Here is a 15,828-nt window from a genome sequence, read left to right as displayed (position 1 = left end):
GTCCTAGTCACAATTTTCAATGGATATTTTATTATGTTAATCAAAAGTAATTACATTTTTCAAGCCAATCGACTTTTCAGCATTTTCCAGCGCTTGTTTAAATTCTTCTATTGGATATTTATTGGTAATTAAACGTTCAATAGGGACCTGGCCACTAGCAATCAGTTTTTCAGAATTGCGATAAGAGGATAAGCTAGCCCTAGTACAACCAAAAATACGTAATTGTTTATAATGCAAAATATTAGTATTTATTGCTACATTCTCACGATTTTTGGGTAATCCACCAAAGAAAAGTAAACGTCCATTAGTTACCATATAATACATGCTTTCTGTCTGTGCTTGAGGTGAAGGAGCTGCAACGATGCAAAGATCCATTCCTTTCCCCTGTGTTTTTTCAGCAATTTTATCCGCCAAATTCTCACCTGATAGAATCGTTAATTGCGGCAAGATTTTTTTAGCTGCTTCCATGCGATTTTCATGATGATCGGTTAAAATAACTTGGCCAGCTCCTTTATTAAAAGCTAACATCGCATGCATGATACCAATAGGACCTCCACCAATGATCAAAACTGAGTCTCCAGGAAAACTACCAGCGATCTCTTGACCATTAAATACACAACTAAAAGGTTCAATTAAAGCTGCTTGTTCAAAAGAAGTGCTATTAGCTAAAAACGTAATATTCCCTTGCTGAATAGCCTTTTCAGGGATTTTTAAGTACTCAGCAAAACCGCCAGCTAAATGAATACCAAAAGCTCGATAGTTGGTACATAAATGAGTGTTTCCATTAATACATTGATCACAGTTACCACAACCAACATTAGGCGCCACAGAAACCCTTTGTCCTATTTTATAAGAAGTAACATTATTCCCCACTTCTTCAATAATTCCTGAAATTTCATGGCCCAGTGTTAACGGATGATGCTTATCAATACCTGTAGCTCCGTTTTTATACATACGTACATCAGTACCACAAAGAGAAGCTGCTTTTATTTTAAGTAAAATTTCGTTTTCATTAATTTGTGGTTTTTCTATATTATTTATCCGCATATTTTCTTTTCCATAAAGTTGCACTGCTCGCATTTCGTACCCCCTTGTGTTTCTTCACACATTCAAAGCTTTCATTTATTACCTACTTTCGAGTTGTTACAAATTAACTTTGCTCTGCTCGATACTCTTCAATAACTTTAACACTTGAACTCATGCCTAAACGATCGGCCCCTGCTTCAAGCATATCTTTAGCAGTTTTCAAGTCACGAATACCTCCAGCAGCTTTGACTTTTACTTTGTCACCAACCACTTCTTTCATTAATTTAACATCAGCAGTTGCTCCAGCTGAACCAAAACCAGTGGTCGTTTTAACAAAATCTGGTTGAACTTCTTTAGCTATTTCACAAACTTTTTTCTTTTCATCGTCTGTTAAATAACAAGTTTCTAAAATAACTTTCGAAAGAACATCTTCTTTTTTACAGATATCCACAATTGTTTGCATCTCTTCTTCAATATATTTGTCGTCACCATCTTTTAATTTTGATAAGTTGATAACATAATCAATTTCATCTGCGCCATTTTTAATTGCTTCTTTGGTTTCAAATGCTTTTGTCTGGATAGTCGTTTGCCCTAAAGGAAAGCCAATCGCCGCGCCTACATGCACTAAACTTCCATCTAATAGCTTCTTACATAACGCAACAGGATAAGAATTAATCGCCACCATTTTAAATCCATACGATCTTGCTTCTTGGCATAACTTTTCAAAATCGGCTTCCTGTGCATCTGCTTTTAATAAAGTATGATCTATTTTATTGGCTAATTGCTTTACCGTTAAATTTATCGTCATTCGTATTCTCCTTTCTTAATTTTGATTTCGCTTACATCATAACATTTATTTTATGCATAGTTCATTGTATTTGATTATTTTTTAGAAGCATAAAACAAAAAGGGATGCTAACTTTTTATTAGCCAGCATCCCGTTTCCTTGTATAAGATAGAAAAATTTACTTATAAATCTCGGCTTGTTCAATCATCGTTACTTTTTCTGCTTGGCCAGTTTCTCTTGATTTGATCAACGCGTCTGAAGTGACACAAGAAGCATACCCATCCCAAGTGCTAGCTCCGACAAGTTGATCATTTAAAATACCAGTTGCCCATTCAATAAATTCCTCATCATAAGAATCCGCAAAACGACTCGCCCAATGATCTCCTAGACCGTACGAAACTTGTTGGTTTTTTCGCTTAGCCACTACGGCTGGATCTGGTAAATCTAGTGTACCGTCCTCTCCAACCACTTGACAGCGAATGTCATAAGCATAAGCGCCATCTGTTTGGACTTCAACATCAATACGTTGTCCTGATTTTGTTGTAAACATCATCAACTGTGGGTTTAACCAATCGCCGGAAGTGCGTTTACTTTGTTTTACTTTAAGAACTTGGACTTCCTCATACTCATCTCCTAATAACCAACGACTAATATCTATTTCATGAATAGCCACACGAGTGATTGCATAATCAGTTTCAAATCCAGGGGCTTGTGAAATATTACGATGCGCACTATGGATCATTAAGGGAGCACCAATTTCCCCATCTTCAATTGCGTTTTTCATTTCCACATAACCTTTATCAAAACGACGATTAAAACCCATTTGTAACAAACGATGGCCTTGCTTACTTTCAATTGCCATCATTTCTTCACATTCTTTGGCAGTTAACGCTAAGGGCTTTTCACAGAAAACATATTTATTTTGTTTTAAGCACTCCACAACATAACCAGCATGCGTCTCATCTGTCGAACAGACTACAACCGCGTCCACGTCATCACTTGCGATTAATTCTTCACCACTTGCGAAACTTTTAGCATCATAATTTTGCGCAACTTCATCTGCAACTTTTTCTACATAGTCGTATACAGCCACGACTTTCGTTTGAGCAACGACGTTCGTTAGTCGTTCAACGTGTTCTTTTCCAATCGCTCCACATCCGATAACACCTACACGAATCAAATGATTATCCAATGAAATTCCTCCTCATATTTTTATTACATTGCTATATTTTGCAATTTCAAGCGTTTTCTTACTCTATTACAAAATAACATATTCCTTTTTTCTTGTCGTCCCCAAAATTCTATTTCGTCATGCCTATCAAAATACCTCCGGCAACCACCAAGATCAAACCACCTAAAGTGTACTTAAGTTCTTTGGAAGTTTTTATTTCATGAAGAATAAGCAGTCCACCTATAGTGGAGACCACCACATTCATCTGAGAAAGAGTAAAACCTAATGCAACGCCATTTGCTTCATTAGAAAGCATAAGTGTAATATTCCCGATAGCAAAAAAGAGCCCAATAAGTAAATTTTGAAAAGACTTTTTTCCGAAAATATCTGGTTTCTTCTCAAATGAACAAAACAAAATCGAACCAATAAACATACCAATCGCTTGTGGGAAAATTGCATCCCAACCATTAATATCAGCAAGACGAGGAATTACTGCGTATAATACAAAACCTGCAGAAGAAACAATTAATGTAATCATCCCTTTTTTCATGTCTACTTCATTACTTATTTTTTCTACTTTTTCTTGATAAGCAGTAAAAGTAACACCCGCAATAATTAATATTAATGCACTAATTCCTAAAACATAATGCATTGCTTGGGTCCACTCTCTAAAATACAATACACCTACTAAGGTTGTACCAATTAATTGTGTCCCAGTCGAAATCGGCATTGCACGCGAAACACCAATAATATGAAAACTTTTAATTTGGTTAAACTGACCAAATGACCAAGATATCCCACATAAAAATGAAGCTATAATTAGATTGGCAGACCATGCAGCTGGTTGATAAAAAAATAAAACCGCTACTGAGAATATTAATGTTCCCATAGACATTCCCATCTGTTGATTTGTTGCTTTACCACCAATTTTTTGCATAACTAGTGGGTTGATCCCCCACATTAATGCTGGCACTAGTGCCAATAAAATATTACCCATTTTAAAAACCACCTCTTGCTTTTATTTTCACAAGAAATGAACTACTAGACTGAACTAATAATTAAAAACTTGTGTCTACCATTAAATTATAAAAGACAATTAGATAAAAATATTTTCGTATCTTGCGCAATATGTGATTTACTAAACTTAGTAAAAGTCCTTCTCAAAAAAGTTAAAAATAAAAATTTTAAAAATCTTGCGTTCACTATTTCACGTACCTATCTCGATATTCTCTAGGACTTAGAGAAACAATTTTCTTGAAAAGTGTTGAAAAATAAGCAGAACTATTAAATCCTACTTTGTGGGCAATTTCTGTGACTGAGCTTTTAGTTGTAATTAATTGCGTCTGAGCTTCTCCTATCCTGCGTCGTTGTAAATATTCAATGGGTGAATAACCATAAAGCTCTTTAAATTTATGAGCAAAATAAAATGAATTAATATTCCATCGTGGATTACTTTCTAAATTCTTTACTTTAAACTCTTGAGTAAAATTTTCATCCATATATAATTTAATGTCTTGTACGATAGCTAGTTTGTTATCTTTTTTCTTCATATTGTTTTTATTTTGTAGAATATTCGACTTTAATAAAAGCACTAGTGTCATAAAAAACTGTTGTACAATCGTTGCATAGTTGAGCTGCCGTTGTTCTAAAACGAGAAAACAAGTTTCAAAAATATTTTTTATAATATTAAAGTTTTCTCTTGTTTTAAAGATAGGCATTTTTTGATCAGAAATCAAAGCTCCTGGTCGTAGTCCCTTTTCTTGCACACCTTTAAAACCAATACAATACAAAGAAACGGCTTCATTTTTAAAAAATTCCTCATGTACAACATCACTATTATAGACAACCAGATCCCCTTTTTTGACAAGATACTCGCGTTCATCAATAAAGATTTCCCCTTTTCCTTCAGTAACTAAGAGCAATTCAACAACATCTGAATGAGCATGTAAGGTACGAGGATGGTTACGATCTTCTATGTTTACTTGACTAATATATATAAAACAAGGGTTGTTTTCATTAAATTTTTGAGTAAATGATTTCGGTAAAAATAACTGATGCATAGCATGCCTCCTTTAAATACAGTAGGAAAATGTGCAAATATTCTTTAAGATTAAATATAAATTCATTATAACAATTTTAAAGCAATGAAACCTTATTCGCTTTAAATTTTTTTAACTGCGCAAGATTCAAAGAATAAAAAAGCCGATTTATTCTTATATTTAGTCTACAAGAATAAACCGACAGTTTCATGGCACTATAAAAAATAAACTTCTATAATTATCCCTGAATGATTTATAAAAATTTGTGGATAACGCATTCGACTGTTCAACGAGGTGACTTTTATGTTATTTTCCCTTTTTATCGCCGCTTTTGAATAAAGAATAGAAAGGGATGATCGAACGACGCTAAAAAAAGATAAAATTCTTCCTAGAGAATGAAAGCCAAGCCTTTTTTATCAAGAGGAAAAGGGGAAAAGTAAACTAGAGATTCAATCGCTGAATTCGTGTAAGGACTTCCCAAAAAAGCGTGTTGTAAACATTCGTACTTGATAAGTGAATTTGCACTTGACGCGCGTGTTCTGTGACTTTTCCAGCAATATGAAATAGTTGAAAACGGATCGTGTCAATCACCGTCGTCTTTTTCTCTTGCGGAAAAGTCAGCTGTTTCATCAAGTGGATGATATTATAGGCGATAAAACTTAGGGCTAAGCGAACCTTATTCGCTAAAAAGGAAGGACTGTCCGTTTTATCAGCGAAAAATCCGGTCTTCATTTCTTTAATGAAGTTTTCCATATTCCCTCGTTTTTGATAGAGCTGAAAAATGGTTTGGGGCGAAAGATGAGCGAAATCGGTCACCACAAATTGAAATTCGGAAAAAAGTAAAGTTTCGGCTTTTCGAGTAGCCTTGATGGCTACTGTTCGAGATCGGTCCCAAGAATCTGCTTGATAAGCCATCTTAAAATATTGATGTTCGGACTTTGTGTAGTCCGTACCGTTGGTATATTGGACAAGATGTTGCGCATAATGAATCAACCGTACGTTATTTTTCAATTTAATCACATAATGGGCGCCTCGACACTCACATTGTTTATAAATTTCCGGTTTGGCAAAGCCACTATCCCCGCGTACAAGCATTGTGGGATCACTCGAACGTTGTTGGTAATGCGCCAACATTTCTACGAGATAATCTTCGGCGTGGGTGGAGGTATAAGATTTGCCATGACGATGGCGAACATCTAATGCCAATCCGGTTAAACCTTCAAATGCCACAAATGAATGATACCCATTGAGGCCATAGTGGTAAATATATTCCCCTGCTTCTTGCTTTCCGTAAGTGGGACAACAGGTGGAATCCAGATCAAGCACGAGTTGTTGGCTGTTTTGCTGGTCCATGCCTAAATCGCCAAGTTTTTTCGCCACTTGTAATAGTTGATTAACATTTTCTTCTGTCAAGGTATGAAGCAAAGTAGACATCATAAATTGCGAACTAAGGCGTTCTTGTTTCAATGCTTCCTTAAAAAGGCGATCATATTGTAAGGTATTGGCGTCTCGGTCTCGAGAATAACCAGCGATCAATTGATATAGCCATTGTTTTACGACATCCAGCCATTCATGTTGGGCGAAGGCACGATACTCTGGAATATGAACGTATTGCGCTAACAGGGAATCAAAACGAATTTGATTTAGAAACTCCGAAAGTAAGACGAGCCCCGCGTCATTGGTTAAGGTGCCACCGTCATTGGCGATCAAGATGGCTTTTTGCTTATTGAATGTAAGAGAATTTTGTTGTAAAGTAATAGACATAAGAACGCACTCCTTTATTGTTATGTTTCGTTGACTTTACAATAACACGAAGTGCGTTCTTTTTGTACACCCAGAAGGTGAAGCAACTCAACCTTTAGAAAAAAGCACATGCCAAGGATTGAATGATCCTGGGAAAAATTTATAAATCATTCAGGTTATCTCTACATAAATATCTTTACAAAGATTTAAATTTATTCACTACATTACCCACAGTAAATCCAAATGCTTCCATCACCTCTTCTGGGTCACCCGAATAACCAAAGGAATCAACAGATAGAATTTTACCTTCAGATCCTGCATATTCTCTCCAACCTAATTTCGAAGCCATTTCCACTGTTATACGTTTAGTTAAATTATGTGGTAATACCTTTTCTTTATACTCTTTTGTTTGCGCTTCAAATAAATCCCAAGAAGGAAGACTCACAACATTCACTGCAATGTTCTCTTTAGTAAGAGCTTCTTGGGCTTCCAATGCTAAAGAAACTTCCGAACCACTAGCGATTAATATCCCCACAGGATCTTTCACTTCAGAGACAATATAGCCTCCATGGCTTACACCTTCTATTGCCTGATCCAAAGAATGAGTAACTGGCGCAGTTGCTTGTCTTTCTAATACGAGCATTGTTGGTTTAGTCTTTTGTTTTAAAGCGAACTTCCAAGCTGCTGCCGTTTCGTTGCCATCTGCGGGGCGAATTACTTGCAAGTTCGGCATAGAGCGAAAAGCAGCGAGTTGCTCGACCGGCTGATGCGTAGGGCCATCTTTTCCAACAGCAATACTGTCATGACTAAAAACATAAGTAACTGGTAAGCCCATTAATGCGGCTAAACGAATAGCCGGTTTCATATAGTCTGAGAAAATAAAATACGTGCTGACAAAGGGTAAAAAATGATGTAATGCTAATCCGTTAGCAATTGCTGCCATCCCGAATTCTCTGACACCAAAATAAATATTTTTACCGGAAAAATTAGAAGCAGTAATCGCTGCAGAATTATCAATTGTCGCTTTTGTTGATGAACTAACGTCTGCAGCTCCCCCTATCAACTGTGGAATATCTGTTTGTAAAGTATTTAATATTTTATGAGAAGCAGTACGTGTTGCTAAGGGCTCGTTATCAAAAGAAAGCTCTCCTAACATTTCAGACCAGTTTTCTGGTAGTTTTTGTTCGATGAAATATTCCAATATTTCTGCTTTTTCAAGATTATTTTGCTTAAGTTTTGAAAAATTTTTCTCCCATTCTTCTTCCAATTGTTTCCCTCTAGTTTTTAAATCTGAAAATGTCTCATAAGCTTCATCGGGGATAGTGAATGGTTCCTCATATTCCCATTCTAAAGTTTGTTTGGCTTTCTTTGCGTTCTCTTCTCCCACTGGATCACTATGAGCATCGCTGGTTCCTGCAATATTCGGTAAACCATAACCAATGGTTGTTCGCACTTCGATAACCGTCGGCTGATTTGATTCTTTTGCTTGATTAATTGCCGCATCGATCGCAGCGATACTTTGTCCATCTTCAACAAGTAGATGTTGCCAGTGAACAGCTTCAAATTTCTTTTTGATATCATCTGAAAAGGACTGTTCCAAAGAAGCATCCAAAGAAGACTGGTTAGAATCATATAGCACGATTAACTTTCCTAATTGCAAGTGCCCGGCAAAGGAAATGGCTTCATGACTCACACCTTCCATCAAATCCCCATCACCACACAACACATACGTATAATGATCGATTAACTGATTTTGCTCTTCATTGATAGTTGCCGCCAACTTTTTCTCGGCTAGAGCCATACCAACGGCCATAGAAATTCCCTGTCCTAAAGGTCCAGTGGTTACTTCTACTCCTTCTGTTTGCTCCCATTCTGGATGTCCTGGCGTTTTACTATTAAAAGAACGAAACTCTTGCAAATCTTTTTTTGAAACATTAAAACCACTTAAGTGCAATAATCCGTACAGTAACATAGAACCATGACCTGCTGATAAAACAAAACGATCTTGGTTAAACCACCGCGGATCTTCTGTATTAATATTTAAATGTCTATTCCACAATGTATAGGCCATTGGAGCTGCCCCTAAAGGAAGCCCCATATGTCCGCTACTTGCTTTTTCGACGGCATCAATAGCCAATGTACGTAAAGTATTAATTGCTAATTGTTCACTTTTAGAATTTGTACTCATATAATAATCTCCTTTAAACTTCTATTTTCTTCGCTGGACGTAGGGCTGAATAAATAAAGTAAGCCACTAAAATAGCGACGATGCCATAAATTCCGACTTTGCCGAACCAGTTATAGAAATAGCCAAGTACAATTCCAACAACAGCAAAATCAGAATCTCCAAAAGTAGAGTTAGTAAATCCTAGGTCTCCTAATAATGGTAGCAAAATTGCTGGCAACAAAATTAGTAATGCGCCATTAATAATGCCACTAATAATTGTCCCTCGTCTTCCTCCTGTTGCATTGGCTAACACACCAGAACCAGCACCTACAAAGAATAATGGAATTAATCCTGGAATGATTACGGGTAAATTAAGTAATGGCAGGAGTAAAAACATAAGGAATCCACCTACCACAGAAGAAACAAAACCTACTAAAACAGAATTAGGCCCATAAGGAAAAATAACAGGTACATCTAAAGCCGGTTTCGAATCTGGCACAATTTTTTCAGAAATTCCTTTAAAGGCAGGAACAATTTCAGCCAACATCATACGTACCCCTTGTAAAACAATCACAAAACCAGCCGTAAAAGTAAGCGCTTGTGTAATAGCAAACATTACAATGTTATCTCCGCCGGACATTTCGCCAATAACCGCGCTGTCAGCAAATAAGAAGGTAAGTACATAAATAATTATCATAACGATAGCAGTAGAAATCGTATTGTCTCTGAAAAAACCTAAGCCCTCAGGGATTTTTAAATCTTCTGTCGATTTTTCTTTATTCCCTACTAATTTACTAATCCAGCCAGATAATGCATAATTGGCCGCATTAAAGTGACCCATAGCGATATTATCATTTCCCGTCACATTACGGTAAAAAGGTTGAACAATGGCAGGAGAAATCGCCATAAATGAGCCTAACAAGAAAGCACCGACCACGACTAGCTCTACACCTGTAAAACCGGCTGTACCAAGCACTGCAGCTAATAATGCTGACATGAACAAAATATGATGTCCTGATAGAAAAATGTATTTAACATTGGTCAACCGAGCAATCAAAATGTTCATAATAAAACCAAAAGCCATAATTAAGCTCATCTCTGTTCCCAGCAAGTTTTCTGCTATCCCAATAACAGCTTCATTTGCCGGAATTACCCCTTGTACATTAAACGCATCTTCAAAAGCAGGACCTAGCGTTTCTAATGCACCAGAAATAATGTCACCGCCACTAGATAGGATTAGAAAACCGATAACTGTTTTACCTGTTCCGGTAATAATTTTCGTTACTGGCTTTTTTAAAGCAACCAAACCAATAAAAGCAATCAGTCCGATGATAATTGACGGTTGATTAAAAAAACTATAAATAAAATTCATCTATTTCCACTCCATTTCTACTTTATCTGAGGTAAAATTGCATTTCTTATTGCCTCTTTATCAACTACATTGTTCACAAATACTTTAGGAGCTTCAACATCCGTTAGCTGACTTTCTAGTTCAGCGGTTGAAATAATTAAATCTGCGCCTTGTCCACCTACAGAACCTAAATCACAAGCTTCTACTTCACCTTTAATATCTTCTTCTTCTAAAATCGCATCTACATTCATTTTCATAATCAAACTAGATCCTGAACCCATGCCACATACTGTTAATATTTTCATCTGTATTTCCTCCCAAAATTTTTATTGATTATTTACTACACTTTCTTCTACTTGCGTCAAAACCATATGGAAAATGGACATCGCAATTTCTTCAACTAAATCTGAATCTTTAAAAGAAAAATCGATACATTTGTCCGTCCACTCTTTTAACACGCCTCCATTATTTCCTAATACCGCAATCGTATATATCTCCTTTTCTTTTGCCTTTTTCAACGCCTGTAATAAATTAGAAGATCCCGCACTAGAAGACATGATAATAAGAACGTCCCCTTTATTTCCTACCCCTTCCACCTGGCGAGCAAACACTTCCTCGTAGCCATAATCATTTCCAGTCGCTGTCATCACGCTGGGATCAACCGTCAAAGTAACCCCCGCAAAAGCTTTCCTTTCGATTTTGTAACGTCCGACAACGTCACCCGTAATATGCTGTGCATTTGCTGCGCTTCCCCCATTGCCAGCAGTTAACACTTTATTTCCATTTTTTAAAGCTTTTATGAGTATTTCAGCTGTTTGTTCCATTTGTTCTATCTTTGACTCACGAACATTTTGCAAAGCTTCTATCCTACTATTAATTTCTTTTGAGTAATCCAGTTTTTATCCCTCCTACGCTTTTAAATACCTGTTTTATCAATATACTGTAAGATCCCTTCCTTATCAGAAGAACGTAATAAGCGATTAAACTGCTCTTCTTTTAAAGCTTCCACTAATTCGGATAACGCTTTTAAATGAGAGTTATGATCAATAGCCGCTAAGCAAATAACAGTATAGACAGGATCATTCTCCTTATTACCAAAATTAATTCCCTTATCTAAGGTAATTAAACTCATTCCAATTTTATGGACGCCATCTTTGGAACTAGCATGAGCCAAGGCAATATGGGGGGCGATAACAATATAAGGACCAAATTTTTCCACGGACTCTACCATCGAATTGGTATATGTTCTATCAATAGTTCCTTCTTCTTCTAAAATTTTTCCGCCATAAATGATCGCTTCTTTCCAATCATTGACGTTAACCTGAGTATCAATTGTATTTTCTGTTAATAGTTCTTTTAACATTGGTTCATAGCTTCCTTCCATACTTTTTTCTTGAATCATTTTTTCATCTAAAATCTTTTTTTCTAATAATTGAATCTTATTGACATCTATTTCGGAAAGAACAGCCGATACTTCAACAAACGGAATATCTATATCTTCTAGCGGCACAGTAGAAATAATCATATCCGCGTCATATAAATGCGCTTGTAAATAATCTTTGGTGACCACTTCCATAGGAAAGTTAAAATGCTGTTCTAATTTATTTTTTAAAAACTGAGAAGTTCCTACGCCCATATGACAGACTAGAAAAACATTTAGATTTTTAGTATAGATGTTTTTCATTTTTTCCATCGAAGAAATGAGATGTAAGGTTACAAAAGAATATTCTTTATCATCACTTATTGAAATATGGTGTTGTGTAAATACCTGCTTCATTACTTTTTTGACAGCAACATAGACAGTTGGATACATATTTCGAATCTTTTTATACATCTCTTCATTGATCAAATCACTAATATCAGTATCTTTAGTTATAGTTGTCTGGAAATGTAAGGCTAAATTTTCATATAACTCTTTGTCTTTTGTTAAGTCAATGTTTAATTTCTTACTAATTTCCGTTATTACATTATTTGCTAAAATATCCAAGTTTACTTTAAACCCTTGATAGATCACCTCGTTTTTGATGAAATGTCTTTGATAAAGCTGATTGGATAGAAATAAAATTTCGGGGGAATCGAACAAAATGTCAAAGTATCTTTCTAGTAAATGACAATTGTTGCTAACAATTTCTAATTCATTGATAGAATAGCCAGCAGCGGGTTTATAATTTTCGCTTACATATTTGTTGCTCTTTATTCGTTTAATAATCGTCACAATAATTTCTTCGAATTTTTGAAAACTATCATCTGTCATTTGTATCATTAATTCTTCTTCCACTTTTTTAATCCAATAATTGATAAAAGAACGATCACTTGTTTCCAGTTCTTTTAAATAATTACTCGAATGTATGGCTTTTTCTATAAATATAAAATAAAGCTCGCGTTGATTTTCTTCAGAACCTGATAAATAAAATCCTCTCTTTTTTTCAAAATAAATGGAGATATCTTTTTTCCAAGCAATCTTTCTTAACTCTTTCAAATCATTATTAACCGTACTTCTACTGACTAATAAGCAATCCATAAAGTATTCGATAGTAATCCGTCGTTCTTCCCAAAAAAGCTTATTGTATAAAAATTGCAATCGAAAAGAAGGTTCTTGCCAAAAATCTTCTTTATTATTCGAAGAATTTCCATGGGATAAAGCCTTTTCAATTGAGCTTTTACTATCATTAAGTGAGTAAGTCACTTGCACTTGTTTCTCCAAACCATTTAAATTCTTACTATGTAAGAATTCATCAATTTCCAAAAAATGATTTCTTACAGTCCGTGGTGAAACACCCAATAGTTTAGCAATGTCATTTAACTCGATCGTTTTCTTTTCAAGTATAAGAGTCAAAATTAGCTGGCTTCTTTCACTTAACATTTTCTTCCTCCCTAGATCGTATTATCCAATATTTTTTTATTAATCAACAGCTCAATTCTTTTCCGTGATTTTGAAAGGGCTTAAATACATAGTTTATAATACTATGACTTGCTATTGAATAAATGTAAAAAATAACCGAAAAGGTTTGTAAATATACAAACTTTCTCGGTTATTTTTAGGTCAAGCTAAAGAGGATGCTTCTCTTAGTTTTTTTGATTCAGTTTAAGATTGAACTCGCATTTATTCGCCCCAGCCATATTTAGCAAGCTCTTGTTTCATCTCCTCTTCGGAAAGAGTATGGCTTGTTTCAGAATCTGCAAAACTTGCTTCAATGATTTGGCGATCGTGTTCTTGTGCTAACTGTTGCGTATCAACCATATAATGATTATCCCTTTTTTGATAATTCAAGATATCTTCTCCTATTTATTGATTTAAAGATTCAAAATTTAAAGCTGCACCAATAAGGTTCGCATCATTATGGTACTGACAAGCTTGGATTTCTGGCATAATGGACTCGATATCATCTTTTGCTAAATCACGATATAGTCGCTTACGCAATTCGTTGATAAATTCATTTCGTGCAGAAACGCCTCCGCCGATAATCACCATCTCTGGATCTAAAGACACTTGTATATTATATAGACTTTCCACCAAAGCATCATACATTTCTGAAATCATTTGCGTCGCCTTAGTATTGCCTGCTTTTTTTAAATCAAAAAGTTGCAGGCCATCGACGTTTTGACCAAATTTTTCGGAAAAACGCAAGGCTGTATTTCGAACAGTCCCATTCACACTCAGAGCTTTCCCATTCTGATTACGCATAAGACCAAATTCGCCACCGAAAAGATGGGCGCCTTTGTATAATTGATTATGAATAAAAATGGCGCCCCCGACACCCGTTCCAATAACAAGAAACACCGCTTGTTGTACTTGTTTTCCTGCTCCTTGAATCATTTCACAAATACCAGCACAATTGGCATCATTTTCGATGGTAACAGGTAATTTTAAATAGTCTTCCAGTTCAGCAAAAATGGGGCGATGATGAAGATAAGATACCGCACTTATGCCATCAATTCTTCGTTTCTCCACATTGACTGCGCCTGGAGAACTAATAGCAACGCCTGTAACCTCAGTATCAAAATTTTTGATTGTTTGAGCAAAAGTTTCTTCTAGTTGGGTAAAAGAAGAGGGGGTAGGAAATTTCCCCTTCTGTTCAAGTACCCCTTCTTGCCATAAACCATATTTCACTGCAGTACCGCCAATATCAAAAACTGCCAGACTCATTGTTTTCCTCTTTTCTTAATACCCATTATTTTGTGCGACTTCTTTGTACCATAGCCCACTTTTTTTCAAATGACGTTCAAAGTTATTCTCCAATTCCAAACGATAAAAGCCATAACGGTTACGATAGCCATTTAGCCATGACCAGCAATCAATAAAGGTCCAAGTATGATAGCCAAAGCAATTACTGCCTTCTTGAATCCCTTGATAAAGATAATCCAAGTGTTCTTTCATAAAATCAATGCGATAATCGTCTTGAATCATGCCTTGTTCATCCATAAAACGTTCCTCATTCGCAACGCCCATACCATTTTCACTCACATACCAAGGGAAATTGTCATACTCATTTTTCATCATCATCGCCACATCATAAATGGCTTTGGGATAAATCTCCCAGCCACGATAAGGATTAATTCTTTTTTCTGGCCAATCATAAGGGGCATATAAGTCCTCTGGATCTTGCGCAGGAAAACGTGGATTTTCAGGTGCTTGTACGCGTAAAGGCTGATAATAATTTAAACCAATAAAATCTACTGTATTTTCTTTCATTACTTCTTTATCAGAAGGGTTTGTTTCTGGAGTTAGCTCATGTCCTTTGATTAATTGCACCAAAGCTTCAGGTATAGCTCCTTTGACTGCTGGATCTAAGAAACTTTTCATCGTTAATAAATCGGCATTTTCTTTGGCTTTTTGATCGGCTTGTGCAGCACTGCGTGCATAAGCCGGAGTAATATTTAAGATAATGCCGATACTGCCTTTAGGCTTTACTTCACGAAAAGCTTGCACGGCATAAACGTGAGCCATCAAGGTATGGTAACCCACTTGGACTGCTTTTTTGAAATCATGAATAGCTGGATAATGAGCGCCATTTAAATAGCCACATTCAATATGCACGATGGGTTCATTAAAGGTCGTCCATTGATCAATTAGATCTCCAAACAACTCAAACGCCGTTCTTGCATAAAAGGCAAAAGCATCCACCGATTCACGACTTTCCCAACCGCCCTTTTCCATTAGCCACATCGGCATATCAAAATGAAATAAGTTAATAATAGGTTGAACACCTTCTGCAAGGATATGTTCAAAATAATAGCGATAAAAAGCCACTGCCTCCTGGTTTACATGCTTGCCATCAGGTAAAAGACGTGCCCAGGAAATGGATGTCCGAAAAGAATTAAGCCCAACTTCTTTCATTCGCTGGCAATCTTCTTTATACATTTCATAGATATTCGACGTATTTTCGGGTCCTTGATTCTCGTGGAATTTTTCCGGATTGGTTTGAAACCAATAATCCCAAGTTGTAGCAGACTTACCATTTTGTGAACTATGACCTTCAGATTGCGGGGCAGAAGTGGCCGACCCCCATAAGAAATTTTTCGGGAATGTTTTCATAAAAAAGC

14 protein-coding genes are annotated in these 15,828 nt (G+C 36.0%); all 14 read right to left on the bottom strand.

What is annotated here, in order from left to right:
* Positions 1-36: 36 nt before the first annotated feature.
* Positions 37-1,080 carry an alcohol dehydrogenase catalytic domain-containing protein gene (locus C7K42_RS00990; RefSeq protein ID WP_103099671.1) on the bottom strand — a complete coding sequence of 348 codons (1,044 nt, stop codon included), beginning with the start codon at positions 1,078-1,080 and terminating at the stop codon, positions 37-39.
* 70 nt (positions 1,081-1,150) lie between these two features.
* A complete protein-coding gene (gene deoC, locus C7K42_RS00985; RefSeq protein WP_103083766.1) occupies positions 1,151-1,834 on the bottom strand; it encodes a deoxyribose-phosphate aldolase in 684 nt (227 codons plus the stop codon).
* A 157-nt stretch (positions 1,835-1,991) separates the two neighbouring features.
* Entirely contained in the window at positions 1,992-3,005 is a 1,014-nt protein-coding gene (locus C7K42_RS00980; protein ID WP_103083765.1) for a Gfo/Idh/MocA family protein, read from the bottom strand.
* A 109-nt stretch (positions 3,006-3,114) separates the two neighbouring features.
* Entirely contained in the window at positions 3,115-3,981 is an 867-nt protein-coding gene (locus C7K42_RS00975) for a GRP family sugar transporter (RefSeq protein WP_014124545.1), read from the bottom strand.
* 205 nt (positions 3,982-4,186) lie between these two features.
* Entirely contained in the window at positions 4,187-5,044 is an 858-nt protein-coding gene (locus C7K42_RS00970; RefSeq protein WP_014124544.1) for an AraC family transcriptional regulator, read from the bottom strand.
* 420 nt (positions 5,045-5,464) lie between these two features.
* On the bottom strand, positions 5,465-6,787 hold the full coding sequence (locus C7K42_RS00965; RefSeq protein WP_124175378.1) for an IS1380 family transposase: 1,323 nt from the start codon (positions 6,785-6,787) through the stop codon (positions 5,465-5,467).
* Between the two features lie 175 nt (positions 6,788-6,962).
* Positions 6,963-8,954, bottom strand: a complete 1,992-nt coding sequence (gene tkt / locus C7K42_RS00960; protein ID WP_103099777.1) for a transketolase — start codon at positions 8,952-8,954, stop codon at positions 6,963-6,965.
* A 13-nt stretch (positions 8,955-8,967) separates the two neighbouring features.
* The gene (ulaA, locus tag C7K42_RS00955; RefSeq protein ID WP_014124541.1) at positions 8,968-10,305 is read right to left on the bottom strand and encodes a PTS ascorbate transporter subunit IIC; all 1,338 of its coding nucleotides are present in this window, start codon (positions 10,303-10,305) and stop codon (positions 8,968-8,970) included.
* Positions 10,306-10,322: 17 nt separating this feature from the next.
* Positions 10,323-10,589 (bottom strand): PTS sugar transporter subunit IIB, encoded by a 267-nt coding sequence (locus C7K42_RS00950; protein WP_014124540.1) that lies wholly within the window; start codon positions 10,587-10,589, stop codon positions 10,323-10,325.
* Positions 10,590-10,610: 21 nt separating this feature from the next.
* Positions 10,611-11,141 (bottom strand): D-sedoheptulose-7-phosphate isomerase, encoded by a 531-nt coding sequence (locus C7K42_RS00945; protein ID WP_234976221.1) that lies wholly within the window; start codon positions 11,139-11,141, stop codon positions 10,611-10,613.
* 59 nt (positions 11,142-11,200) lie between these two features.
* Entirely contained in the window at positions 11,201-13,147 is a 1,947-nt protein-coding gene (locus C7K42_RS00940) for a BglG family transcription antiterminator (RefSeq protein WP_014124538.1), read from the bottom strand.
* Positions 13,148-13,387: 240 nt separating this feature from the next.
* Positions 13,388-13,555: a hypothetical protein gene (locus C7K42_RS00935; RefSeq protein ID WP_014124537.1), complete on the bottom strand. Its 168-nt coding sequence runs from the start codon at positions 13,553-13,555 to the stop codon at positions 13,388-13,390.
* A 15-nt stretch (positions 13,556-13,570) separates the two neighbouring features.
* Positions 13,571-14,431, bottom strand: coding sequence for an ROK family protein (locus C7K42_RS00930; protein WP_103083939.1), 861 nt, complete (start codon positions 14,429-14,431; stop codon positions 13,571-13,573).
* A 15-nt stretch (positions 14,432-14,446) separates the two neighbouring features.
* Complete coding sequence (locus C7K42_RS00925) at positions 14,447-15,820, bottom strand: glycoside hydrolase family 1 protein (protein WP_014124535.1); 1,374 nt, start codon at positions 15,818-15,820, stop codon at positions 14,447-14,449.
* Positions 15,821-15,828: the final 8 nt, after the last annotated feature.

Source organism: Tetragenococcus halophilus subsp. halophilus DSM 20339, from assembly GCF_003841405.1.
Taxonomy (GTDB): Bacteria; Bacillota; Bacilli; order Lactobacillales; family Enterococcaceae; genus Tetragenococcus; species Tetragenococcus halophilus.
Note: the sequence above shows the minus strand (reverse complement) of the source record. Positions and strands in the feature narration are given on the sequence as shown.

Coding starts and splice junctions, on each gene's coding strand:
- C7K42_RS00975 (WP_014124545.1), bottom strand. CDS start 3,981: ATGGGTAATATTTTATTGGCACTAGTGCCAGCATTAATGTGGGGGATC.
- C7K42_RS00970 (WP_014124544.1), bottom strand. CDS start 5,044: ATGCATCAGTTATTTTTACCGAAATCATTTACTCAAAAATTTAATGAA.
- C7K42_RS00925 (WP_014124535.1), bottom strand. CDS start 15,820: ATGAAAACATTCCCGAAAAATTTCTTATGGGGGTCGGCCACTTCTGCC.
- ulaA (WP_014124541.1), bottom strand. CDS start 10,305: ATGAATTTTATTTATAGTTTTTTTAATCAACCGTCAATTATCATCGGA.
- C7K42_RS00930 (WP_103083939.1), bottom strand. CDS start 14,431: ATGAGTCTGGCAGTTTTTGATATTGGCGGTACTGCAGTGAAATATGGT.
- C7K42_RS00965 (WP_124175378.1), bottom strand. CDS start 6,787: ATGTCTATTACTTTACAACAAAATTCTCTTACATTCAATAAGCAAAAA.
- C7K42_RS00940 (WP_014124538.1), bottom strand. CDS start 13,147: ATGTTAAGTGAAAGAAGCCAGCTAATTTTGACTCTTATACTTGAAAAG.
- C7K42_RS00990 (WP_103099671.1), bottom strand. CDS start 1,080: ATGCGAGCAGTGCAACTTTATGGAAAAGAAAATATGCGGATAAATAAT.
- tkt (WP_103099777.1), bottom strand. CDS start 8,954: ATGAGTACAAATTCTAAAAGTGAACAATTAGCAATTAATACTTTACGT.
- C7K42_RS00950 (WP_014124540.1), bottom strand. CDS start 10,589: ATGAAAATATTAACAGTATGTGGCATGGGTTCAGGATCTAGTTTGATT.
- deoC (WP_103083766.1), bottom strand. CDS start 1,834: ATGACGATAAATTTAACGGTAAAGCAATTAGCCAATAAAATAGATCAT.